Origin of the sequence: Nonomuraea endophytica, assembly GCF_014203235.1 — a bacterium.
Taxonomy (GTDB): domain Bacteria; phylum Actinomycetota; class Actinomycetes; order Streptosporangiales; family Streptosporangiaceae; genus Nonomuraea; species Nonomuraea endophytica.
Genome location: NZ_JACHIN010000004.1, coordinates 328,620 through 350,624 on the forward strand (window position 1 = coordinate 328,620; position 22,005 = coordinate 350,624).

Here is a 22,005-nt window from a genome sequence, read left to right on the forward strand (position 1 = left end):
GCCCTGCCGGTCGGGTGGTTTTGTGCCGTTCGACGCATTCGACGGTTCCTAGGACTCCGGCTCCTCCCGCGGCAGTTCCCGCATCTTTCTCATCGGCGAGAAATAGAGCGGCAGCCACGCGAGGGCCAGTCCGGCCGCGCCCACCCAAAGGGCGGTCCGCACGCCGGCGAACTGCCCGATCAACCCGGTGAGCGCGGCGCCGAGTGAAAGCACGCCGTGCATGAGAAAGCGCATGGTGGCGTTCATCCGGCCCAGCAGGTGCGTGGGGGTCACCTGCTGGCGGAAGCTGATCAGGATGACGTTGTTCACGCCGATCCGGTAGTTGAGCACGAGCCAGGCGGCGCCCGCGAGCCACAGCCATATCCCCCGGTCGACCAGCGGGAACACCGCGCAGGCCGGCACGACGGCGAGCCCGATGATCCACAGGCCGCGGCCCTGGCCGAGCCAGGCGGTGACCCGGCGCGCGGTCAGGGCGCCGAGCAGCATGCCGATGCCGTCCACGGCGAAGAACAGGCCCAGCGTGAACGCCGACAGCCCGAGCTCGCGCTGGAACATCAGCGGCATGATCACGATGATCATGGAGACCGACATGTTGACCATCGCGCCGTTGATCGCGATGGCGCGCAGCAGCGGGTGGCCGAAGACCAGGACCAGGCCCTCCCTGATCTCCCGTACCAGGTGGCGCTTTCCGCCCTCGGGCGGCGGCGGGGGCGCCTCGCGGTCGCGGATGCGCGACAGGCACAGCGCCGACCACACGTAGCCCACGGCGTCCACGGCGGCGGCCAGCGGCGCGGTGATCAGCTGGATGAGGAACCCGGCGCCGGCCGGGCCCGCCACGTTGTTGACCGCCTCCATGCCGCCCAGGTGGGAGTTGGCCTCCACCAGGCGGTCGCGCGAGACGATCGCGGGCAGGTAGCTCTGCGAGGAGACGTCGAAGAACACGGTGGCGAAGCCGCTCAGGACCACGACCACGTACAGCTGCGGGAGCGCGAGCACACCCAGCGCGTACGCCACCGGCACCGACCCGACCAGCGCGGCGCGCACCAGGTCGGCCACCACCATCACCCTGCGGCGCCCGTGCACCCGGTCCATCCACGCGCCCGCCGGCAGCCCGATCAGCAGGAAGGCGATCGTGCCCAGCATGCCGAGCACGCCGACCTGGCCGGGCGAGGCGTTGAGCACGATCACCGCGACCAGGGGCAGCGCCAGCAGCCTGATCTGGGTGCCGAACATGCTGACCGCGGCGGCGGCGAACAGCAGCCGGAAGGAGCGGTTGACCCGGAAGAGCGAACCCGGCCGCTCCTCCAGCGTCTCCGCCTCCGTCCCGCGGCCTTCAGCCATCGATGCTCCGGCCGCGGATGTGGAACAGCTCGCCGAGTCCCTTCAGCGAGCGGTCGCAGGCCGCCGCGTCCTCGCCGACGGCGAAGCCCGCGGCCATCCGGCCCTTCACGAACGAGCCCGGCGGCAGCAGCAGCCGCTTGCCCGGCTCGGCCAGCAGGGTGACCTCCCAGATGCCCGGGGGCAGCCGGTCGGTGTCCAGGCGCAGGTCCTCCACGACCATGTCGTGCGGGGGGTAGAAGTAGCGCACCGCGGCGCTCGATCGGCGGCGGGGCCGTACGTCGGGACGCTCGCCGCAGGCGATCCGCGCGGCGGCCACGAGCAGGTCGACGCCGGTGGCCAGCAGGCCGACGTAGGAGACGAGGTCGCCGCTGAGGCGGCCGTTGAGCTCGACCACGCGCGGGCCCCTCGCGGTGAGCCGCAGCTCGGTGTGGGTGACGCCGTTGTCGAAGCCGAGCGCGGCGTGCGCGGCGCGCACGACCTCGACGATCTCCGGGTCGTGCAGCAGCGGGTCGTCGGTGCTGACGAAGTGGCCGGTCTCCTCGAAGGTGGGCGGCCGGTCGAGCTCCTTGCGCGAGATGAACACGGGCTCGACCTCGCCGTGGAAGACGGCGGCGTCGACGCCGATCTCCGGGCCGTCCAGATATTCCTCGACCAGCACGCCCTCGGCGTAGCGCTCGACCTCGGCGAAGTGGGCGCGCTCGGTGAAGGCGAACTGCGCGTCGAGCTGCTCGGGCCCGTCCACCTTGGCCACGCCCTCGCTGCCGGCCAGCGCACGCGGTTTGAGCACGACCGGATAGCCGATCTCGGCGGCGACGCGGTGGGCCGCGGCTGCGTCGGGCACGGGGGTCGAGCGGACCGAGCCGGGGATGTCCGGGGTCATGAGGGCGCGGGTCAGGCTCTTGTCCCTGCAGGCCAGGATGGCCTCGGAGGGGCTGGTGGGCACGCCGAGCGCCTCGGCGATGATCGCGGCGTGGTGGACGCGCATCTCGTCGTAGCAGAGCACTCCGGCGAACGGCATGCGCTTGAACAGCTCCCTGGCCGCCTCCAGCGCCTCGTCCAGATCGAGCGCGTCCACCTTCGTCTGGCCGACGAGGTAGGGCCGGTCCCAGGTGGCCTCTCGGGCGTCCAGCAACCACAGCCGGAACTCGCGGTGCAGCCCGCGCAGCCCCCACTCGCGGTATTGCGGGTTCATCCCGCTGTTGACCAGCAGGATCAGCGGCCGGTGGTCGGCGGGGTCGTCGGGCGGGAATCCGTCGGACATGTCATCGCCCCTCGGGGTCGGTGCGCAGCCGCAGCGTGCTCACCAGTTCGTCGAAGACCGGGTCGAGTTCGTCCACGTCGTTCACCTTGAAGATCAGGTGGCCGTGGCCCTGGAAGGTGCGGGGCGGCACCTCTAGGTGGTCGCCGAGGTGGCGGTAGATCTCCACCTCGTCCACGCGCGGGTCGGCGGCCGCCCGGTCGAGGCCGACGATCTCGCTCAGCGTGCCCGCCCGCTCGGGGAAGATGTTCCAGAAGCCGATGGGCCGCGCCACCTCGCGCGGCGCGATCTCGGGGGTACGGCCCAGCGCCAGGTCCAGCGCCGCCTCGACCAGGTCCACCCCGGTGCTGAGCAGGACCGAGCGGTAGATGGGTCCGCCGCCCATGCGCGCCGCGGCCTCCAGCACGACCGGCTCCACCCCGTCGGCCAGCCGGAACTCCACGTGGGTCGGTCCGGTGAGTATGCCCATCGCCTCGTGCACGTCCCGTACGGCGGCGGCGATCCGCTCGACCGTCTTGGCCGGCAGCCGGGTCGGCGTGCAGGCGTAGACCTCCTCGAAGGTCGGCCCGGTCGGCAGCGGCTTGTCGTGGATGGCCAGCACGTGGGTCGTGCCCGCCACGACCAGGGATTCCACGCAGATCTCGGGTCCCGGCACGAACTGCTCGGCCAGCACGCCGCCGCCGTAGGAGCGCATCGCGGAGTCGTGCAGCGGGTCGTAGGTGAAGCCGGCCCACGCGCCCTCGCGGATGACGTCGAAGTGCTCTTCGAGTTCGGCCATGGTGGCGACGCTGCGCACGTACATGCTGCCGGTGCCGATGATCGGCTTGAGCACCATCGGGAAGCCGACCTCGTCGGCCGCCTTCACCGCTTCTTCCAGGGATCCGGCCAGGGCGAACCTGGGTTGTGCGACCCCGCCCTCGGCGAACGCGGCCCGCATCAGGTACTTGTCCCTGGCCAGGTGGGCGGTCCGCTCGCTGACCCCCGGCAGCCCGAACTCGGCGGCGACGCGGGCGGCGGAGGGCACCGCGGCCTCGGCGAAGGTGACGACCGCGTCGATCGGGGCGCTTTCGGCCGCTGCCACGGCCTTGGCGGCGCTTAACGTGTCGTCGATGCTGCTGGTGTCGGCGACCACGACCTCGTCGACGTAGTCGGCCTCCCATTCCGGATCCTTCATGATCATGATGACCCGGTGGCCGTGCTCCTCGGCGTATTTCCGCGTGCGCGCCAGGTGCCTGCGCCGGCTCAAATTCTTTTTATGCAGCACGATAATACTCATCGAGGCCCCCACGAATTTCGTCCCGGAACACGGAGTAAAGGGATTTCGAATTCGATGCTAACCGGGAGCCACCCGGGTAACCAGTGAAAAGGTCTTTCAACCATCCTTTAGCGATGCTGAAAGCGCGTGGCAGAATGGCGCCGGTGACCTTCCACGCCCCCGGACCCCACTGGCCCGCGACCGTCGCCGAAGCAGAGGCCGAACAGGACCGCCTGCGGCCGCTCGCCGACCTCGACAGCCCGGGACCGGCCGAGGTGGGCCTGGTCGCCGGGCTCGACGTCGGGTACCTGGACGACGACGAGGTGGTGGGCGCCGTCGTGGTGCTCGACGCCGCGAGCCTGGCAGTCGTGGAGCGGGCGGTGGTCAGGCAGCGCGCGAGCTTCCCCTACGTGCCGGGCCTGTTCGCCTTCCGCGAGCTGCCGCCGTTGCTGGCCGCGCTGGACAAGCTGTCAGTCCGTCCCGACCTTCTGGTGTGCGACGGGTACGGCCTGGCCCACCCCCGCCGCTTCGGCCTGGCCTGCCACCTGGGCGTGCTGACCGGGCTGCCGACGATCGGCGTGGCCAAGACGCCGTTCGTCGGCGAGCACGCCGAGCCGCCGCCCGCCCGTGGCGCCTGGTCGGCGATCCGGCTCGACGGCGAGGTGGTCGGCCGGGCGCTGCGCACCCGCGAGGGGGTCAAGCCGGTCTTCGTCTCCCAGGGGCACGGCGTCGGCCTGGACAACGCGTGCGCGCACATCCTGCGCCTGTCGCCCGCCTACCGCATCCCGGAGCCGATTCGCCAGGCCGACCACCTGTCCCGCCACCCCTGACCCGTTCATGTGCGCGAGCGGGCCAGGTGCCACAGCAGGACCGGCGCGCCCAGGGCGCCGGTGACCACGCCGACGGGCAGGACGGTCTCGGTCAGCAGGCGCTGGCTGATCAGGTCGCTGACCACCACGAGCGTCGCGCCCGCCCAGGCCGAGGCGGTGACCGGTGGCATCGGGGCCCGTGCCAGGCGCTGGGCCAGGCGCGGTGCGGCCAGTGCCACGAACAGGACCGGGCCCGCCGCGGCCGTCGCGAACGCCGCCAGCGCCGCTCCGCACAGCAGCAGCGCCACCCGCGCGCGCTGCACCCGCACGCCCAGCCCGATGGCCACGTCGTCGCCGAGTTGCAGGGCCCGCTGCCCGCGCGTCAGCAGCAGCACCACCGGCACGAGCACGGCCAGGGCCAGCGCCGGCGGCCGGGCATGATCCCAGCCGCGCTCGTTGAGGTTGCCGACCAGCCAGCCGAGCGCCCTGGCCGCCTGATATTGCTCGGCCCGGCTGAGCAGGTAGTACGTGACGCTCACGCAGATCCAGCTGAGGCCGATCCCGACCAGGACGATCCGATAGCCGGTGGTGCCGCGGTTCCAGGCCAGGACGTAGATGAGCAGGCCCGCGGTCAGCGCGCCCGCCAGGCCCAGGGCCTGGGAGCCGAGTCCGGTGAAGCCCAGGACGATGGCGGCCACCACCGCGGTGCCCGCGCCCTGGGTGATGCCCAGCATGTCGGGGCTGGCCAGCGGATTGCGGGTGATGGACTGGAAGAGCGCCCCGGCCATGCCGAACGCCGCCCCGGTCAGCACGGCCACCACCGCTCTGGGCAGGCGCAGTTCGTGGACCAGGAAGAGGGTGGCGGGCTCGCCGCTGCCCCACAGCGCGGGCAGAATCTCGCCGAACGGCACCGCGATGTCCCCGGCGCCGATGCCCACGGCCAGGCAGAAAGACAGGAAGGCGGTGAGGGCCAGGGCCAGCCAGACCACCAGGACACGGGTGCGCACGGTTCCCGAGACGGCCGGCCGTACCAGCCGGAAGGCCGTCCGGCGCCGGGAAAGCCGCAAACCGCCGGGAGCACTCACGGTGCGGCCACTTTTCGGCGCCATGCTCTCAGGCGGCACGCCCGGACGGTCGGTCACAGCTCGGCCACCCGGCGGCGGCGGACCAGGGCGATGAAGAACGGCGCGCCGAGCAGCGCGGCGACCAGGCTCACGTCGATCTCCTGGGGGCGGGCCACGACGCGGCCGAGGATGTCGGCCACGAGCACGAGGCAGGGCGCGACCAGGGCGGCGCCGGGCAGCAGCCAGCGGTGGTCGGGGCCGGTGACCATGCGGACCAGGTGCGGGACGACCAGGCCGACGAAGACGATCGGGCCGGTGACGGCCACGGCGGCGCCGGTCAGGACGGTGACGGCGATCGCGGCGCGCAGGCGGGTCGGGCCCAGGCGGCGGCCGAGGGTGACGGCCACGTCGTCGCCCAGGGCCAGGGAGTTGAGCGCGGGGGCGGTGCCGAACGCCAAGATCGCCCCGAGCGCCAGGAACGGCAGGACGGTCAGCACGGTCTCGTTGGAGTGGCCGGTGAGCGAGCCGGCCGACCAGTAGCGGTAGCGGTCGAGCGCCTCGGGGTCGGTGAGGGCCAGGCCGCTGGTCAGCGAGTCGAGCAGGTACGTGAGCGCGACGCCGGCCAGCGCGAGCTTGACCGGGGACGCGCCGCCCCGGCCACGGCTGCCCAGGGCGTAGACGACGACGGCGGCCAGCGCGGCGCCGCCGAAGGCGAACCAGATGGTGGTGAGCAGCCCGGTGGCGGCCAGGAGGGTGGCGGAGGCCACGATGCCGAAGGCGGCGCCGGCGCTGACGCCGAGCAGGCCGGGGTCGGCCAGCGGGTTGCGGGTGAGGCCCTGCATGACGGCGCCCGCCAGTCCCAGCGCGGCCGCGGCGAGGATCGCGACGAAGGTGCGGGTCAGCCGGGTGCCGCGGACGATGGCCGCGGTCTCCGGGTCGACGCTCGCGGGGTCGGTCAGCGCGCGGGCGACGTCGGCGAGCGGGATGGCCCGGCTGCCGACGGCCAGGGAGAGCAGCACCAGACCGAGCAGAACGACCACGGCGCCCGTGATCAGCAACGATCTCTGACGAGTCACCGAGGTCCGATCGAATTGAAGAAGAGGGAAGGCTTACCTTACTATCACGGTCCCATGGACACTCCTCGACGCCTGCTGGTGTCGCTCGCCGCCCTGGCATTGAGCCTGACGACCGCGTGCGGTGGCGCGCGGCCCGCACCAGACAAGAACACGGAAGGCCAGGCCACGGCCCCTGCGGCAACCGGCGCGTACCCCGTGAAGGTCGAGCACCTGTACGGCACGACGGAGATCGAGAAGAAGCCCGAGCGGATCGTCACCATCGGCCTGAGCGACCACGAGCCGGTGCTGGCGCTCGGCCACAAGCCGGTCGGGGTGGTGGACTGGTTCCAGCGCAGCCCGTTCAGCGACTGGCCGTGGACGAAGGACAAGTGGGCCGGCACCGAGCCGACCGTGCTGGGCCTGCGCGAGGACGGCGTGAAGATGGAGAAGCTGCTCGCGCTCAAGCCCGACCTGATCTTCGCCATGTACTCCGGTGTCCAGAAGGCGACTTACGACCAGCTTTCCAAGATCGCCCCGGTGGTGGCGCAGCCGAAGGGCTTCGACCCCTACGCCGCCCCGTGGCAGGAGATGACGCTGCTGGCCGGGCGTGCCCTGGGCCAGGAGGCCGACGCCAAGAAGCTGATCACCGGCATCGAGGACCGGTTCGCCCAGGCGCGCAAGGACAACCCGCAGTGGGCGGGCAAGACGGCGGTGGCCGCCGACAGCTTCAAGGCCGGCACCTACTCGGCGTTCCAGAAGGGCGACCCGAAGTCGGCGTTCCTGGCCGAACTGGGCTTCACGATCCCGGAGCAGATCACCAAGCAGGCGGGCACGTCCAACGTGGCCGAGTTCGGCTCCGAGGGGCTGAACATGCTGGAGGTCGACCGGCTGGTCTGGCTGACCACGGGCAAGGAGCCGTGGGAGCGGATCAAGAAGGACGCCGTGTACAAGGAGCTGAAGGTGGCCAAGGAGGGCCGCGACCTGTTCCTGACCTACCAGGACCCGCCGATCGGCGCGGCGCTGTCGTTCAACACCGTGCTGAGCATCCCGTACGCGATCGAGCAGGTGCTCCCCCAGCTCAAGAGCTGACCGCCCTCGTGCCCGCGCGGGAGGTCTCACTACCTGCCCGCGCCGGCTTGAACCTGACATCAATGGCAGGTCTTACGGTTCTCGCATGACGAACCAGACGCTTTTCGACTACAGCCCCATCAACGATCGGCCCCCGATCAACTGGCCGGGCGGCGCCAAGGTCGCCGCCTACGTCGGGCTCAACATCGAGCACTTCCTCATCGACCGCCCGTCCACCAGCATCTGGCCGGGCACCGCCGACCTCGTGCCCGACGCGCTCAACTACGGCTGGCGCGACTACGGCGTGCGCGTGGGCATCTGGCGCACGATCGAGAGCCTCGACCGGCACGGCGTGCGGGCCAGCGCGCTGCTCAACTCCGACGTGGCCCTGCACTACCCGCAGATCATCGAGGCGGGCCTGAGCCGCGACTGGGCGTGGCTGGCGCACGGGCGCACCAACTCCATCCTGCACACGAACATGGAGCTGGAGGAGGAGCGCGCCTTTCTCACCGACGTGGTGGACACCATCGCGGGGGCGACCGGGCGGCGGCCGCGGGGCTGGATGGGGCCGGGGCTGACCGAGACGTTCAACACCCCCGCCCTGCTGGCCGAGCTCGGGCTGAGCTACGTGCTTGACTGGACCAACGACGACCAGCCGTACCGGCTGAACGTGCCCGGCGTGATCAGCGTGCCGTACACGCTGGAGCTCAACGACCTGGCGCTGTTCTCCAAGGGCACGACCGGGCCGGAGTTCCTGCAGATCGTCAAGGACCAGTACGAGCAGTTGCGCGCCGACTCCCGGGACAGCGGGCGGGTGATGGCGCTGGCGCTGCACCCGTTCGTGACCGGCCAGGCCTTCCGCGCCAAGTACGTGGACCAGGCGCTGGAGTACCTGGCCGCCCAGCCGGACATCTGGCTGACCACCAGCGACGAGATCGCCGAGCACTACCTGCGCACGTCGGCCGCGGGCTGACGCCGGTAGAGCAGGCGGCGCATGAGCGCCTCGGCCGGGCCGGGCAGGCCCCGCCGTTCCAGGAAGAAGGCGAGCGCGAGCGTGACCAGCCACGCGCCCAGCGCGTACAGTGCCGCGCCCGCGCTGCCCAGGTGGGCGCCGAGCCCGAGGCCCCACGCGGCCAGCACCGGGGCCAGCAGCACCGAGTGCGCGAGGTAGACCGACAGCGACCGGCGGCCTACAGCGGCCACCGCGACCGCCAGCGGGCGCCGCACCCACGCGCCGGTCGCGAGCAGGGTGAGGAGCGCGACGTAGCCGAGCCCGGCGAAGATCCCGGTCGCCGCCTGCAGCAGGAACAGCTCGCCCTGGTCGGTCTGCGCGCCGCTCGGCACGGTCAGGACGCCGAGGTGGGCCAGGGCGGACGGCAGCGCGCCCAGCCAGCCGATCGGGATGCCCACCGCGGCCGTGATGACCAGCAGCCGGCGGTGGCGGGCGGGCTCCTCCAGCACGCGGTTGCGGGCGGTCCAGATCCCCAGCAGCAGGACGGCGTGCATGCCGAACTGCGCCGGCGCGCCGAGCAGGAGCGTTCCCCAGGTGGTCAGCCTGCCCATCGCGGCGGCGAACCAGCCTGCCTCGCCGGTGGCGTACTCGGCGTGGCCGGGGGTGGCGACGTGGCCGGGCGGGGCGTCGGACGCGCCGGTCGCGAGCATCAGCGCGTTCAGGCCGAGTGCCACCACGAGGAGCAGGCCGGTGAAGATCGCGGCCCAGACGAGCAGGGTGCGGTCGGTGCGGCGCAGGAACAGGGTGCCGAGGACGAGGCTGATCAGGCCGTACACGGCGAGGATGTCGCCTGCCAGCAGCAGGGCCGCGTGGACCAAGCCGAAGGCGATCAGCAAGAGGCTCCTGCGGCGGACCAGGCGGACCGCCGCCGCGGGTGAGTCGCCCCGGCCGATCTGCCGGTCCATGAGGCGGGCCATGCCGTACCCGAAGAGGAAGGCGAAGAGCGGATAGATCCGCAGATCGACCAGGACGATCATCAGGAACTGCGTGACCCGGTCGGCGGCCGACCCGCCAGCGGGGTGCCAGCCGGAGGGGGCCGCGGGCGCGGCCCACAGGTGGAACACCACGTTGGACAGCACGATCATCGCCAGCATCAGGCCACGTGCCAGGTCGGGCGCGGCCGAGCGTTCGCTTGACGCCATCACTCCCCCTTCACAACTCCGATTGACATTCGGAGTTTCATGACTCCGAACGGTATACGGAGTTGTAGGATGGCCGCAAGATGACGATCGACGACCTGCTGTGGGGGCGCGTGCGGCGCCCGACCCGGGGCCCCAAGCAGGGCCTCGACCTGGAACGTGTGATCACCATGGCCGTCGAGATCGCCGACGCCGACGGCCTGGCGGCGCTCACGATGAGCCGGCTGGCCAAGGCGCTGGGCGCCGGCGCCGCGTCCCTCTACACGTACGTGCCGGGCAAGCCCGCGCTGGAAGCGCTCATGCTCGACTGGATCATCGGCACCGGCCCGCTGCCGCACACCCTGCCGGGCACCTGGCGCGAGCGCCTGGAGGCGGGCGCCCGCGCCGACTGGTACGGCTACCGCGCCCACCCCTGGGTCCTGCAACTGGCCGTCGCCCAGGTGCGGCCCGGCCCGAACCTCGTGGCCTGGTACGACTCGACGCTGGCCTCGCTCGAGGCCACGGGCCTGACCGAGCCCGAGAAGGTGGACGTCGTGGAGACCCTCGACGCGTACGTGCGCGGCATGGCCCGCTCGGCCCTCGACCCGGCGCCGGTGCCCGAGGACGAGCCCGACGGAGTGGCGGAGGCCTTCCCCGCACTGATCAGAGCGGCCAGGGCCGGGGCACTGACACCCCGGCCCGAGGAGAGCTTCGAGTTCGGCCTGGCACGGCTGCTCGACGGCGTCGAAGCCCTCGTGCGCGAGCGGCTCAGCCCGTGACGCCGACTGGATCCGCTCCCGCCCCTTGCCGGGGCGGTAGCGTCCTCATAGGCTCTTGGTAAGCGCTTTCCAAAGCAGGAGGTCTCCCCGGTGCCGCCCCCCATCCGCTCCAGCTTGGAGATCACCCTGTGAAGATCAGCGGGTTCGAGCTCTTCTTCGTCGAGCCGCGCTGGCTGTTCCTGCGCGTGGACACCGACGAGGGCGTGAGCGGCTGGGGCGAGCCGATCGTCGAGGGCCGCGCCGAGACGGTCGCCGCGTGTGTGCGCACGCTCATGGACGTGCTGTCCGGCGCCGACCCGCGCCGGGTCGAGGACCACTGGCAGGTGATGACCAAGGGCGGCTTCTACCGGGGCGGCCCGGTGCTGTCGAGCGCCGTCTCCGGCATCGACCAGGCGCTCTGGGACATCAAGGGCAAGGCCCTCGGCGTGCCGGTGTACGAACTGCTCGGCGGCCCCGTCAGGGACCGGGTCCGCGTCTACACCTGGACGCACGGCGACACCCCCGAGGCGCTGGCCGAGGACGCGAGGGCCAAGGCGGCGGCCGGGTTCACCGCGGTCAAGTTCGCCGCGTGGAACGGGCCGCTGCCCGCGGTGCCGTCGGCGGCGCAGGTGCGGGCGGTCGTCGCCCGCCTGGCCGCGGTCCGCGAGGCGGTCGGCGACGGTGTGGACGTCGGCGTCGACCTGCACGGCCGCTTCAGCGCCGCCGCGGCCCGCCGGGTGCTGCCGCTGCTGGAGGAGTATCTGCCGATGTTCGCCGAGGAGCCGGTGCTGCCGGAGTTCTCCCGCGACCTGCGCCGGGTGGTGGAGAGCACGTCGGTGCCGATCGCCACCGGCGAGCGCCTCTACTCCCGCTGGGACTTCCGCGACGTCCTGACCACCGGCATCGCGGTCGCCCAGCCGGACCTGTCGCACGCGGGCGGCATCTCCGAAGTGCGCAGGATCGCCGCGATGGCCGAGACCCACGACGTCACGCTCGCGCCGCACTGCCCGCTCGGCCCGATCGCGCTGGCGGCCTGCCTGCAGGTGGACTTCGCCACGCCCAACTTCCTCATCCAGGAGCAGTCGCTGGGCGTCGGCTACAACACCGGCGCCGACCTGCTCGACTACCTGGCCGACCCGTCGGTGTTCGCCTTCTCGGCGGGCCACGTCGGGCTTCCGTCCGCGCCGGGCCTGGGCGTGGAGGTGGACGAGCGGGCGGTACGGCAGGCCGCCGAGCGCGGGCACACGTGGCGCAACCCGGTCTTCCGCCACGAGGACGGCTCGTTCGCCGAATGGTGAGACAGACCTCCTAGAGAGTGCGGGTGAGCGTCGGGATCGAGTCGAGCAGCAGCTTGGTGTACGCGTGCTCGGCGTGCCTGATCACCCGCAGCGCCGGGCCGCTCTCGACCACCCGCCCGTCGCGCAGCACGATCACCTCGTCGGCCAGCAGCCGGGCGCTGAGCAGGTCGTGCGTGATGTAGAGCATCGCGATGCCCCGGTCACGGGCCAGCCGGTCGAGGAGCTGGAGGATCTCGGCCCGGATCGAGACGTCCAGCATGGAGATCGGCTCGTCGGCCACGAGCACGCTCGGCTCCGGCGCCAGCGCGCGGGCGATGACGACCCGCTGGCGCTGCCCGCCGGACAGCTGGTGGGGCAGCTTGTCCAGGTATTGCTCCGCCGGATGCAGCCCGACCGCCTCCAGCAGTTCGGCCGCCTTCTCCACCGCCGCCCGCTCGCCGAGCCCGAGGTGGTTGCGCAGCGGGCGGGCGAGCGCGTACCCGACCGTGCGGGTGGGGTTGAGGGCGGCGAACGGGTCCTGGAAGACGATCTGGACGTGCCTGCGGTAGCGGGTGAGCCGCCGCCCGCGCAGCCCGCCCACGTCGAGGTCACCGAAGGCGACGGTGCCCGAGGTGGGCCGTTCGATGCCGGTCACGAGCCTGGCCAGAGTGGTCTTGCCGGAGCCGCTCTGCCCGACCAGCGCGGTCACCCGGCCCGGCCGCAGGTCGAAGGAGACCCGGTCCACGGCCCGCGTCACGGTGGTGCGCCAGCCGCGGCGTACCCGGTAGTCCTTGACCACCTCCCGCACCGACACGACCGGCTCGCCCGGCGCGGTCGTCGTGAGCTCAGGGCGGTCGGGGCTGAAGGCGCGGGCCTGGCCCGCCTCGGGCAGGTCGCCGCCGAGCACGCAGCGGACCGCGCCGGGCCCGGCCGGGGCCAGCGGCGGGTGGGTGGTGGCGCAGGCGGCGACCGCGACCGGGCAGCGCTCGCGGAAGCGGCAGCCGGTCTGCTCGCGCGACAGGTCCGGCGGGCGGCCCGGCACGTAGTCCACGCTCACCTCGGCGGCCCGCGGATCGGCGTAGGAGCCGAGCAGGCCGCGCGTGTAGGGGTGCAGGGGGCGGGTGAGCATCGCGGCGGCGGGCTGGTCCTCGACGATCTCCCCGGCGTACATCACCATGACCCGGTCGGCCATCTCCATGACCGTGCCGAGGTCGTGGCTGATGAACAGCACGGCGAAGCCCAGCTCGGCCCGCAGCTCGCGCAGCCGGTCCAGGATGGTGCGCTGCACGACCACGTCGAGCCCGGTGGTGGGCTCGTCCAGCAGCACGAACTTCGGCCGCAGCGCCAGTGCCAGCGCGAGCGCGGCCCGCTGGCGCATGCCGCCGGACAGCTCGTGCGGGTAGCGGCGCAGCACGTCCGGGTCGAGCGCGACCATCTCCATCAGCGCCGCCGCGTCGCCCTGGGCGTCGTGGGCGCGGAAGGCGTCGTCGAACTGCGCGCCGACCGTGATGACCGGGTTGAGGGCGTTCATGCTGCTCTGGAAGACGGTGGAGATCCTGGCCCACCGCAGCGGCCGCAGGTCCTCCTCGCTCGCGTGCGTCACGTCCACGCCGTCGAAGACGACGCTCCCGCCGCTGATCGCGGCGGGCTTGTCCAGCAGCCGCAGTACGGCGTTGCCGAGCGTCGACTTGCCGCACCCGGACTCCCCCAGCAGCCCGACGAACTCGCCCTCGTCCACGTCGAAGCCGACCCGGTCCACCGCGTGCACGTGCGCGGCGTCGCGCGGCCGGTAGGTCACCGACAGCTCGCGCACCTCCAGCAGGGCCATGTCAGTCCTCCCTCAGGTGCGGGTTGCTCAGCGCGTCCACGCCGAAGTTGACCAGCGTGAGCGCGATCATCAGCCCGGCGAAGGCCAGGCCGGGCGCCACCAGCCAGGCCCACTGGCCGGTGAGCATCGCGCCGCCGTTGTTGGCCTGGTTGAGCATCGCGCCCCAGCTCACGCTGGCCGGGTCGCCGAGCCCGAGAAACGCGAGCCCGGCCTCGCCGCCGATCGCGCCGAGGCAGGCGCCCATGAAGCCGACCACGACGAGCGAGGTCATGTTCGGCATGATCTCCTTCATGATGATCCGGGCGGTGGAGTCCCCGGCGAACTTGGCGGCCGTCACGTAGTCGCGGGTGCGCAGGGAGATGATCTGCGCCCGTTTGATCCGCGCGCCGTACGCCCAGCCCGTGACGCTGATGACCGCGACGATCAGCCACAGGCCCTTGACCGGCGAGTACGCGGCGAGGGTGATCATCAGCGGCAGGACGGGCACGACCAGCGCCAGGTTGGTGAAGAAGGAGAGGATCTCGTCGACCAGCCCGCCGAGATAGCCGGAGGTCAGCCCGACGACCAGTGCGATCACCGTGGACAGCGCCCCGGCGGCCAGCCCGACCACCAGGGAGATCCGGGCGCCGTAGATGAGCTGGGAGAGCACGTCCTCGCCGCGCGCGGTGGTGCCGAGCCAGTGCCCGGCGCCGGGCGGCAGCGAGCCGTCGAAGGAGTCGTCGCGCGGCTCGTACGGCGCCAGCCCCGGCGCGAGCAGCCCGACGAGGACGAACCCGGCCAGCATGACCAGCCCGATCCGGCACTTGCGGTTGCGCCACAGGATGACGAGCCAGCCGGGCAGCCGGGTGGCTCGCCGGGCCTCGGTGGCGGCCAGTTCCGCCGTCATGCGGCCACCTCCCTGCGCACGCGCGGGTCCAGCACGCCGTAGAGCATGTCGGCCAGGAAGTTGGCGAGCAGGACGCCGATCGTGATGAACAGGAACAGGGCCTGCATGAGCGGGTAGTCGCGGTTGGTGACCGAGTCGAGCATCATCCGGCCGAGGCCCGGATAGTTGAAGATCGACTCGACCAGCACGGTGCCGCCGAGGATGCCGCCCAGCGCCATGGCGAAGCCGGTCACGTTGGGCAGGATGGCGATGCGGGCGCCGTAGGTGAGCGCGATCCTGCGCTGGGGCAGGCCCTTGGCGCGGGCCAGGCGGGCGTAGTCCTCGCCGAGCGTCTGGACCATGTTGTTGCGCATGCCGATGATCCAGCCGATCGGGCCGACGATGAGCAGCGCCAGCGCGGGCAGCACGCTGTGCTGGAAGGCGTCGGAGAAGAAGATCCAGCTCCAGCCGGGGTTGGAGCCGGGCCCGTAGCCGCCGCGGGCGGGGAACCAGTTGAGCGTGATCGCGAAGAGGTAGATGAGCATGAGCGCCAGCCAGAAGAACGGCAGCGTGCCGACGAACGTGGAGCCCAGCGTGATCACCGAGTCGGCGCGGGTGTTGCGGCGGTGGGCCGCCCACGCGCCGAGCAGGGTGCCCACGGCGAACGAGAGCACGTGCGTGACCCCGACCAGGATCACCGTCCACCACAGCGCCTGCCCGATCATGTGCGTGACCGGGTAGGGGAAGTAGGTGTAAGAGACCCCGAACTCGCCCCGCAGCACCGCGCCCAGGTAGTTGACGTACTGCGTGAGCAGAGTGCCGTCGGGGGCGCCGAGCATCGTGCGCACCGCGGCGACCTGGGCGGGGTCGATCGCCTGGCTGCGCCCGCTGAGCCGGGCGACGATGGCCTCGGCCGGGTCCCCCGGCTGCAGCCGGGGGATGAGGAAGTTGAGCGTGACGGCGGCCCAGAGGGTGGCCGCGAAGAAGCCGGCCCGCCGCAGGAAGTACCTCATGCCGGCTTCAGGTTCGTGATGATGAGCAGGTTGTCGCTGGGGGCCGCGTACGGGTTCTTCGCGTCGGGCCAGCCCACGGCCTTGTCGGTCTGATACTGGAACCACTTGGCCCCGTACCACAGCGGGATGACCGGCACCTGCTCCATCATGATCGTGGCCAGGCCCGCGACGGCCTTCTTCTGGGTGGCCTCGTCGGTGGCCACGCGCAGTTCGCCGAGCAGCCGGTCGGTCTCGGCGTCCTTCCAGCGCACGAAGTTCGAGGCCGCCTTCTTGCCGATGGGCGCGCTCTGGTCGCCGGCGAGCGGCTCGGCGAAGTTCCTGAACATGTTGCACGAGCCGCCGTGCACGCCGAGCAGCGCGTCGTAGCTGCCGATCGCCCGATCGCTCTCGTAGGTCGGGAAGTCCGGGGTCTCCAGGTCCACGTCGAAGCCGAGCGCCTTGAGGTTCTTGACGATGATCTGGCCGGCGGCCAGCCAGTCGGTCCACTCGCCCGGCACCTTGAACGTGAACGACAGCGGCTTGCCGTCCTTGCCGAGCCGGGTCCCGTCGGCGTCCTTGGCGTAGCCGGCGGCGGTCAGGGCGGCGTCGGCCTTGGCCGCGTCGTAGGGGATCACGCCCTTGCCGGTCAGGCCGGGAGGCAGCCACTTGTCGTGGCCGGGGACGATGAGGCCGCTCTGGCTGGCCTGGGTGACGTAGCCGTTCTGCGACTTGTCGATGATCTGCTTGTGGTCGAACGCGCCGGTGAGCGCCTTGCGGAAGGCCAGGTCGTCGAAGGGCTTCTTGGTGAGGTTGAGGTAGACGCTGATCGTGCCGCCCGGCGGGTACCAGTAGTGGTTGACCTTGGGGTCGCGGGCCACGTAGGCCTTGTCCACGTCGGGGATGAACATCGCGTTGTGGTCGTACTCGCCGCGGCTCATCTTGAGCTGGTCGATCGGGCCGCCGCCGTCGGCCTTGTGGAAGCGGATCTCCTGGACCTTGATCTTGTCGGCCTGCCAGTAGTTCGGGTTGCGCTGGATGGTGAGCTGCTGGCGGTTGAAGGCCTTCACGGTGAACGGGCCGGTGCCCACGGGGTTGTCGGCGTTGACGAACGTCGCCGGGTCGGGGACCTTCGACCAGATGTGCTCGGGCACGATGAGGACGTTGACCGCGAGGGTGAAGGCGGAGGCGCCGGCGTCCTTGAAGCGCATGGTGACGGTCGCGGCGTCGGTGGCCTCGACGGAGGACAGATAGCGCCACACGCCCTCGTTGTCGAAGGCCGGATATTTCTTGATCAGGGAGTAGCTGTAGGCCACGTCCTTGGCGGTCAGCGGGGTGCCGTCGGTCCACTTCACGCCCTGCCGTACCTGCAGGACGAGGGTCTTGGGGTCGGTCCAGGAGTACGCGGCGGCCAGCCAGGGCTTCGGGGTGCAGGAGAAGTGGTCGTACTCGACGAGCTTCTCGAAGAGGTATCCGGTGGCGCCCAGCTGGGTGGCGGGCAGGTAGGGGTTGTAGTTGGCCTGCGGCTCGGTGCCGCCGCCGAAGTCGCCGTAGTCCAGGTAGCCGATCATGCCCTGGGCGGTGTCCTGTGGGGCGGACATGCCTTCCGTGCCGGTGCATCCGGCCACGGCCAGTGCCGTCACTAACGACGCGATGAGGATCCGCTTACGTCCTCTCACCTTTGCTTTCACTCCTTCTGGTGGTGGTGCAGCCGCAGCTCTCGCGCAGCACCGGTTCGGTGGCGAGGACCGCGTCCATGACGGCGCCCGGGCCGCCGAGTCCGGAGATGAGCAGCCGGGCGGTGGTCGCGCCCAGTTCCCTGATGGGCTGGCGGACCGTGGTCAGGCGCGGCTGCACGAGCGAGGCCATGGGCACGTCGTCGAAGCCGGTGATCGCCACGTCGGCGGGCACCGACAGGCCTCGGCCGAGCGCGCCGATGAGCAGGCCGAGCGCGGTCTCGTCGTTGGCGCAGACCACCGCGCGCGGGCGGCGGCGGCCTTCGAGCAGCTCACCGGCGGCGATGACGCCGTCGGACTGCTGCAGCCCGAGCCGCAGCGGCTCGCGCGGCGCGCTCACCTTGGCCGCGCGGTGGGCGGCCTTGAACGCCTCCCAGCGTTCGGTCACGTCGGGCGAGCCGTCGGGGTTGCCGACGAACGCCAGCCGCCGATAACCGTGGTCGAGCAGCAGGTGCCTGGTCAGCTCGCCGATCGTGGTGTTGTCGGCGCGAACGGCCGGCACGCCGTCCATGGAGCGCCCGGCCAGCGTCACGACCGGGACCCGCTCGGCGACCCGCCGGAGCGCGTCGTCACTGAGCGTGCCGCCGTGTACGGCCATGCCGTCCACCCGCTCGGCCATGGTGAGCACCTGCTCGCCGGCGCCGGCGCGGTGGTGGGTGGCCAGGATGTGCACCGAGGCCCCGACCGCCATCGCCTCCGACTCGAAGCCCTGGATGAGCTCGGAGAAGTACGGCCCCGCCAGCCCCGGGAAGACCATCGCCACCGAGCCGTGTTTCTGCTCGGCCAGGGCGCGTCCCATCTGGCTGGGGCGGTAACCGTATTCCTCGATGACGCGCAGCACGCGCTCGCGCATCTCGGGGCTGACCTGGCCCGTTCCCCGCGAAACGCGGGAGACGGTGGCGACGGAGACCTGGGCGATCTTGGCGATTTCTCGCACTGTCGGGCGTCTGTTGCCCATATGCCCGCCTCCGCCGTAACGTGTTGCTGTAACCGCTTTCAGCGACCATATGTGAGGAACCTCACCACGGCAAGACCCCCACAGAGAGGACCCGTCCGCATGCGCGACATCCGTCTCGGCCGGCGCAGGATCCTGATCGACGGCGTGCCTTCGCTGGTCATGAGCGGGGAGGTGCACTACTTCCGGCTGGCCGTCCGCGACTGGGGCGACCGGCTCGACCGACTGGTGGAGGCGGGCTGCACGGCGGTGGCGACGTACATGCCGTGGCTGGTGCACGAGCTGCCCGACGGGTCCGTCGACCTGACCGGCAAGACCGGCGGGCACCGGGACCTGACCGGGTTCCTGGACCTGGCGGCCGGGCGCGGGCTGGCGGTGATCGCCCGTCCGGGGCCGTTCGTGATGGCCGAGCTCAAGAACGAGGGCATCCCCTACCGCGTCTACGAGCGGCACCCGCACGTGCACCCGGTGACCTGGGACGGCGCACCGGCCCCGACCAGGACCATCGACTACCTCGCGCCCGCGTTCCTGGAGGAGGTGGACGCCTGGTACGCGGCGATCATGCCGGTCCTGGCCGAACGGCTGGCGCCGAACGGCGGGCCGGTGGCGGCGGTGCAGCTCGACAACGAGGTCGGGATGTTGTCGTGGGTGAGCAACTCCCCCGACCTGACCGACGGCGTGCTGGCCGACTTCGCCGCGTGGAGCGGCGGCGCGTTCGGCGGCCTGTCGCCGCGCGGTCCGTCCGGCCCCGGCTCGCTCGCCTTCCACCACGCGCTGGGCGACTACAACCGTGACCGGTACGCCCGCTACTTCGCCTTCCTGCGCGAACGGGCCGAGGCCTACGGGGTGCGCGGCGTGCCGTACCTGGTCAACATCCACGGGACCGGCGGCGGGCGCGGCCGGACCTACCCGATCGGCATCAGCCAGCTCTACCGCGCCTACCGAGGTCAGCCGCAGCTGACCTCGGGCTCCGACCACTACCTGGGCGACCTCACCGTGGGCAACGTCGCCGACCTGTACGTCGGCAACGCGTTCATGGCCGCCGTCCACGACGCCGACCAGCCGCTCACCTCGCTGGAGTTCGAGGCGGGCACCGGCGACTACGGCGAGGACCTGGCGCTGATGGTGCCGCCGTCGGCGCTGGAGCTGAAGACCCGGCTGTGCGTGGCTCAGGGGAACCGGCTGATCAACTACTACCTGTTCGCCGGCGGGGTGAACCCGCCGCTCGACCTGCCCGCGGGCGACGGCAACGACCGCGTCGCGTTCACCGGCGAGCGCCACGGCTTCGCCGCGCCCGTGGACCCGGAGGGGCGCACCGGCCCGGCGTTCGCGGCGATCCGGTCGGTGCTGTCGGCGGTGCGCGGGGCGGCGGAGCTGCTGGCCGACATGGACGAGGAGCACGACGACGTGGCGCTGGGCTTCGTGCCCGACCACTACCTGACCGAGTACGCCTACCCGGGCGACGCCGAGCGGCGGGCGGTCGTGGCCGACCTGGAGCGCTTTCGCGGGATGGGCTCCAGGGACGTCCTGGCCAGGGCGCTGCTGCTGGCCGGGTTCTCCTTCCCCGCCGTCGATCTCCAGGAGGATTTCGGCCCAGGGCGGGTGCTGGTGCTGGGCAGCGCCACCACGCTCGCGGCGCCGGTCCAGCGGCGGCTGGCCGCGTACGTGCTGGACGGCGGGCGGCTGCTGCTGGCCGGCATGCTGCCGGGACGCGACACCGACGGCGCGCCCTGCACGATCCTGGCCGAGGCGCTGGGCCTGTCGGCCGGGACGCCGGTGGAGGGCACGGCCGAGTTCTTCCCCTCGGTCCGCGCGGAGGGCCGCGCCGAGGTCCGCGTCGGCGTGTTGCAGCACCTGAGCGCGCCGGAGGCGGAGGTCCTGGTCCGCGAGGCGGTCTCGGGCGCCCCGGTCGGCGTGCGTGTGCGCGCCGGGTCCGGCCAGGCGATCGTGCTGACCTGCGACTACCCGTGCCACCTGGACTTCTGGACCGGCCTGCTCGCCCTGCTCGGCGCCCGGCCCCGGCACACCCACGACGCGCCGGTCCCGGGCATCGTGGTGACCTCCACCGCGGGCCCGGGCGGGCAACGCCTGGTGCACCTGCTGAACGTCAGCCCGGTGGACCAGTCACTCGTGCTCAGCAGGGACGGCCGGCCGCTGTTCGGCGGGCGCGGGATCGACCTGCCCGCCCGCTCGGGCCTGATGCTCCCCGAGGGCGTCGGCGAGCTGGCCTGGTCGACCTGCGAACTGGCCGGTCCCGGCCTGCTGCGCCGGCGCGGCACGGGCGACGCGGCCCAGGTCGGGGAGCGCCTGCTCACCTGGCCCGACGACCCCGCCGCACGGGGACGGACGGTCCGGCTGGATCAGGAGCGCCCGGCCCCCGGCCACTCGACGCCCTCGAACGGGTCGTAGTCGACCTCCAGCTCCTCCTGCGGCGGCCGCTGCTCCTCCGGCACGTGCTGCAGGTTGACCCGGATCCGATACCACACGCTGCTGCGCCCGCGCATCCCGTCGACCAGCACGTCAGCGGGCTCCAGCAGGGCGGCCACGCCGGGGTGGCGCTCCTTCCAGCGCTCCAGCCCGGCCACGGCCTCGTCCTTGTGCTGCGCCCGCGCGATCTCGATGAGCGGCATCGTCTGCTGCCGCCGCCCCTCCCCCTTGGGCGCCTTGGGCGCGGGCCCCAGCGACTCAGCCAGCTCCAGCAGCCCGTCGAGCGTGCCGGCGTGCAGATCCATGTCCTCCCACGGGTCGCCGATCTCGGAGTAGCGCTTCGGCACGGTCTCGATCGTGAACGCCTCCGGCCGGCAGCCGGGCACCTCGTCCCAGGTCAGCGGCGTGGACACGCGGGCATCGCGGACCGCGCGCACCGAGTAGGCGGAGGCGACGGTGCGGTCGTAGGCGTTCTGGTTGAAGTCGACGAAGACGCCCTCGCGCTCCTCCTTCCACCAGCGGGCGGTGGCCAGGTCGGGAGCGCGCCGCTCGACCTCGCGGGCGACGGCCTCGGCCGCCTTGCGCACCTGCGCGTACGGCCAGCGCGGCTCGATCCTGGCGTAGACATGGAAACCCCGCGACCCGGACGTCTTGGGCCAGGCGGTCAGCCCGTGCTCCTCCAGCACCTCCCGCGCCACCTGCGCGGTGGACAGCACGTCGCGGAAGGGCACGCCGGGGATCGGGTCGAGGTCGATGCGCAGCTCGTCGGGGTGGGCCAGGTCCCCCGACCGCACCGGATGCGGGTTGAGGTCGACGCAGCCCAGGTTGAGCACCCACACGAGCTGGGCCAGGTCGCTGACCACGACCTCGGCCGCGCTCAGCCCGGAGCGGTATTTGAGCTCGGCCACCTCGATCCAGTCCGGCCGCTTGGCGGGCGCCCGCTTCTGGAAGAACGCCTCCTCCTGGATGCCGTGCACGAACCGCTTGAGGATCATCGGCCGTCCGGCGACGCCGCGCAACGCCCCGCCGGCCACGGCCTGGTAATAGGTGATCAGATCGAGCTTGGTGTATCCGGCCTCCGGGAAGACGACCTTGTCGGGGTTGGTGATGCGAACCTCTCGCCCAGCCACGTCCATGGACTCAAGATACGTGCTCACTCCGACAAAGCCCGGGACCCCTTCCGAGTGGCC

Annotated in this window: 18 protein-coding genes; 6 read left to right on the forward strand and 12 right to left on the reverse strand. The window is 71.9% G+C overall.

Annotation, left to right across the window (positions count from 1 at the left end; translation table 11 throughout):
• Positions 1–48: 48 nt before the first annotated feature.
• From HNR40_RS17135 to HNR40_RS17145, 3 genes are read right to left on the reverse strand one after another with little or no spacing between them, the layout of a single operon-like run.
• On the reverse strand, positions 49–1,341 hold the full coding sequence (locus HNR40_RS17135) for an MFS transporter (protein WP_184962309.1): 1,293 nt from the start codon (positions 1,339–1,341) through the stop codon (positions 49–51).
• A complete protein-coding gene (locus tag HNR40_RS17140; protein WP_184962311.1) occupies positions 1,334–2,602 on the reverse strand; it encodes an ATP-grasp domain-containing protein in 1,269 nt (422 codons plus the stop codon). Before HNR40_RS17140 ends, HNR40_RS17135 begins: the two co-directional genes overlap by 8 nt.
• Before the next feature lies 1 nt (position 2,603).
• Positions 2,604–3,845 carry an ATP-grasp domain-containing protein gene (locus HNR40_RS17145; protein ID WP_221340477.1) on the reverse strand — a complete coding sequence of 414 codons (1,242 nt, stop codon included), beginning with the start codon at positions 3,843–3,845 and terminating at the stop codon, positions 2,604–2,606.
• 143 nt (positions 3,846–3,988) lie between these two features.
• Here HNR40_RS17145 and HNR40_RS17150 point away from each other — a divergent pair, with 143 nt between their 5' ends.
• Positions 3,989–4,684, forward strand: a complete 696-nt coding sequence (locus HNR40_RS17150; RefSeq protein WP_246509165.1) for an endonuclease V — start codon at positions 3,989–3,991, stop codon at positions 4,682–4,684.
• Between the two features lie 5 nt (positions 4,685–4,689).
• Here the strand turns inward: HNR40_RS17150 and HNR40_RS17155 are convergent, their stop codons facing one another.
• Together HNR40_RS17155 and HNR40_RS17160 are read right to left on the reverse strand one after the other, a co-directional pair.
• The gene (locus HNR40_RS17155; RefSeq protein WP_312896391.1) at positions 4,690–5,748 is read right to left on the reverse strand and encodes a FecCD family ABC transporter permease; all 1,059 of its coding nucleotides are present in this window, start codon (positions 5,746–5,748) and stop codon (positions 4,690–4,692) included.
• A 53-nt stretch (positions 5,749–5,801) separates the two neighbouring features.
• Positions 5,802–6,767 carry a FecCD family ABC transporter permease gene (locus HNR40_RS17160; RefSeq protein WP_312896392.1) on the reverse strand — a complete coding sequence of 322 codons (966 nt, stop codon included), beginning with the start codon at positions 6,765–6,767 and terminating at the stop codon, positions 5,802–5,804.
• A 90-nt stretch (positions 6,768–6,857) separates the two neighbouring features.
• Between HNR40_RS17160 and HNR40_RS17165 the strand changes: the two genes are divergently transcribed.
• Positions 6,858–7,871: an iron-siderophore ABC transporter substrate-binding protein gene (locus HNR40_RS17165; protein ID WP_184962319.1), complete on the forward strand. Its 1,014-nt coding sequence runs from the start codon at positions 6,858–6,860 to the stop codon at positions 7,869–7,871.
• Positions 7,872–7,956: 85 nt separating this feature from the next.
• Positions 7,957–8,823, forward strand: a complete 867-nt coding sequence (locus HNR40_RS17170; RefSeq protein ID WP_184962320.1) for a polysaccharide deacetylase family protein — start codon at positions 7,957–7,959, stop codon at positions 8,821–8,823.
• Here the strand turns inward: HNR40_RS17170 and HNR40_RS17175 are convergent.
• A complete protein-coding gene (locus HNR40_RS17175) occupies positions 8,796–10,004 on the reverse strand; it encodes a DUF418 domain-containing protein (RefSeq protein ID WP_184962322.1) in 1,209 nt (402 codons plus the stop codon). The genes HNR40_RS17170 and HNR40_RS17175 overlap by 28 nt on opposite strands.
• Positions 10,005–10,084: 80 nt before the next feature.
• On the opposite strand from HNR40_RS17175, the gene HNR40_RS17180 reads away from it, so the two are divergent.
• Positions 10,085–10,759, forward strand: coding sequence for a TetR/AcrR family transcriptional regulator C-terminal domain-containing protein (locus tag HNR40_RS17180; protein ID WP_184962324.1), 675 nt, complete (start codon positions 10,085–10,087; stop codon positions 10,757–10,759).
• Positions 10,760–10,887: 128 nt separating this feature from the next.
• The gene (dgoD, locus tag HNR40_RS17185) at positions 10,888–12,036 is read left to right on the forward strand and encodes a galactonate dehydratase (RefSeq protein ID WP_184962326.1); all 1,149 of its coding nucleotides are present in this window, start codon (positions 10,888–10,890) and stop codon (positions 12,034–12,036) included.
• A 10-nt stretch (positions 12,037–12,046) separates the two neighbouring features.
• Here the strand turns inward: dgoD and HNR40_RS17190 are convergent, their stop codons facing one another.
• The 5 genes from HNR40_RS17190 to HNR40_RS17210 are packed head-to-tail and all read right to left on the reverse strand — an operon-like array spanning position 12,047 to position 18,370.
• Entirely contained in the window at positions 12,047–13,843 is a 1,797-nt protein-coding gene (locus HNR40_RS17190; RefSeq protein ID WP_184962329.1) for an ABC transporter ATP-binding protein, read from the reverse strand.
• Position 13,844: 1 nt separating this feature from the next.
• Positions 13,845–14,729: an ABC transporter permease gene (locus tag HNR40_RS17195; protein ID WP_184962331.1), complete on the reverse strand. Its 885-nt coding sequence runs from the start codon at positions 14,727–14,729 to the stop codon at positions 13,845–13,847.
• Positions 14,726–15,721: an ABC transporter permease gene (locus HNR40_RS17200; protein ID WP_184962333.1), complete on the reverse strand. Its 996-nt coding sequence runs from the start codon at positions 15,719–15,721 to the stop codon at positions 14,726–14,728. The genes HNR40_RS17195 and HNR40_RS17200 overlap by 4 nt, the downstream gene beginning before the upstream one ends.
• Positions 15,718–17,376: an ABC transporter substrate-binding protein gene (locus HNR40_RS17205; protein WP_221340478.1), complete on the reverse strand. Its 1,659-nt coding sequence runs from the start codon at positions 17,374–17,376 to the stop codon at positions 15,718–15,720. The genes HNR40_RS17200 and HNR40_RS17205 overlap by 4 nt, the downstream gene beginning before the upstream one ends.
• A complete protein-coding gene (locus HNR40_RS17210) occupies positions 17,363–18,370 on the reverse strand; it encodes a LacI family DNA-binding transcriptional regulator (protein ID WP_221340479.1) in 1,008 nt (335 codons plus the stop codon). Before HNR40_RS17210 ends, HNR40_RS17205 begins: the two co-directional genes overlap by 14 nt.
• 120 nt (positions 18,371–18,490) lie before the next feature.
• Between HNR40_RS17210 and HNR40_RS17215 the strand changes: the two genes are divergently transcribed.
• Positions 18,491–20,797 carry a beta-galactosidase gene (locus tag HNR40_RS17215; protein ID WP_184962337.1) on the forward strand — a complete coding sequence of 769 codons (2,307 nt, stop codon included), beginning with the start codon at positions 18,491–18,493 and terminating at the stop codon, positions 20,795–20,797.
• Here HNR40_RS17215 and ligD read toward each other — a convergent pair.
• A complete protein-coding gene (ligD, locus tag HNR40_RS17220) occupies positions 20,749–21,951 on the reverse strand; it encodes a non-homologous end-joining DNA ligase (RefSeq protein WP_184962339.1) in 1,203 nt (400 codons plus the stop codon). The genes HNR40_RS17215 and ligD overlap by 49 nt on opposite strands.
• Positions 21,952–22,005 lie beyond the last annotated feature (54 nt).

Excerpts from the sequence above, each read along its gene's own strand:
- HNR40_RS17170 (WP_184962320.1), top strand. The coding sequence starts at position 7,957 with ATGACGAACCAGACGCTTTTCGACTACAGCCCCATCAACGATCGGCCC.
- HNR40_RS17150 (WP_246509165.1), top strand. The coding sequence starts at position 3,989 with ATGCTGAAAGCGCGTGGCAGAATGGCGCCGGTGACCTTCCACGCCCCC.
- HNR40_RS17195 (WP_184962331.1), bottom strand. The coding sequence starts at position 14,729 with ATGACGGCGGAACTGGCCGCCACCGAGGCCCGGCGAGCCACCCGGCTG.
- HNR40_RS17175 (WP_184962322.1), bottom strand. The coding sequence starts at position 10,004 with ATGGCGTCAAGCGAACGCTCGGCCGCGCCCGACCTGGCACGTGGCCTG.
- ligD (WP_184962339.1), bottom strand. The coding sequence starts at position 21,951 with ATGGACGTGGCTGGGCGAGAGGTTCGCATCACCAACCCCGACAAGGTC.
- HNR40_RS17135 (WP_184962309.1), bottom strand. The coding sequence starts at position 1,341 with ATGGCTGAAGGCCGCGGGACGGAGGCGGAGACGCTGGAGGAGCGGCCG.
- HNR40_RS17200 (WP_184962333.1), bottom strand. The coding sequence starts at position 15,721 with ATGAGGTACTTCCTGCGGCGGGCCGGCTTCTTCGCGGCCACCCTCTGG.
- HNR40_RS17215 (WP_184962337.1), top strand. The coding sequence starts at position 18,491 with ATGCGCGACATCCGTCTCGGCCGGCGCAGGATCCTGATCGACGGCGTG.
- HNR40_RS17140 (WP_184962311.1), bottom strand. The coding sequence starts at position 2,602 with ATGTCCGACGGATTCCCGCCCGACGACCCCGCCGACCACCGGCCGCTG.
- HNR40_RS17180 (WP_184962324.1), top strand. The coding sequence starts at position 10,085 with ATGACGATCGACGACCTGCTGTGGGGGCGCGTGCGGCGCCCGACCCGG.
- HNR40_RS17165 (WP_184962319.1), top strand. The coding sequence starts at position 6,858 with ATGGACACTCCTCGACGCCTGCTGGTGTCGCTCGCCGCCCTGGCATTG.
- HNR40_RS17190 (WP_184962329.1), bottom strand. The coding sequence starts at position 13,843 with ATGGCCCTGCTGGAGGTGCGCGAGCTGTCGGTGACCTACCGGCCGCGC.